This is a genomic window from Phormidium sp. CCY1219 (assembly GCF_055795085.1).
The window spans coordinates 1-253 of sequence record NZ_JAYFEQ010000492.1; the positions used below are offsets into that span (position 1 = coordinate 1).

Annotated in this window: 1 protein-coding gene; it reads right to left on the bottom strand. The window is 39.1% G+C overall.

Going from position 1 to position 253, the window contains the following annotated elements; all coding sequences use genetic code 11:
* Nucleotides 1-59: 59 nt before the first annotated feature.
* Nucleotides 60-253, bottom strand: a 194-nt coding sequence (locus AC0QH1_RS12860) for a hypothetical protein (protein WP_324631538.1), incomplete at its 5' end; no start/stop codon positions are given.

Genomic DNA, 253 nt, shown 5'->3' on the forward strand with positions numbered 1-253 from the left:
CCGCGTTACTTTAGTACGCGGAGGAAGTTCGACTCAGGCGGTTTTAACCGCCGTGAGTCTTAAAATAAACTTAGTTGTTCTCCATCTGTTCTCTTGGGTTTCCGAGTACGTTTGGTTTTAGTTTTGTTGATTTGAGTAGAGAACTCAGACGTATCAAAAAGATTAAGTTGAGTAGGATTGATTGGTTGATTAATTACGGGTTTGACCACTTTAAATTTTTGCTTAACCAGTTCCCCAAACCCATAACTAAAAC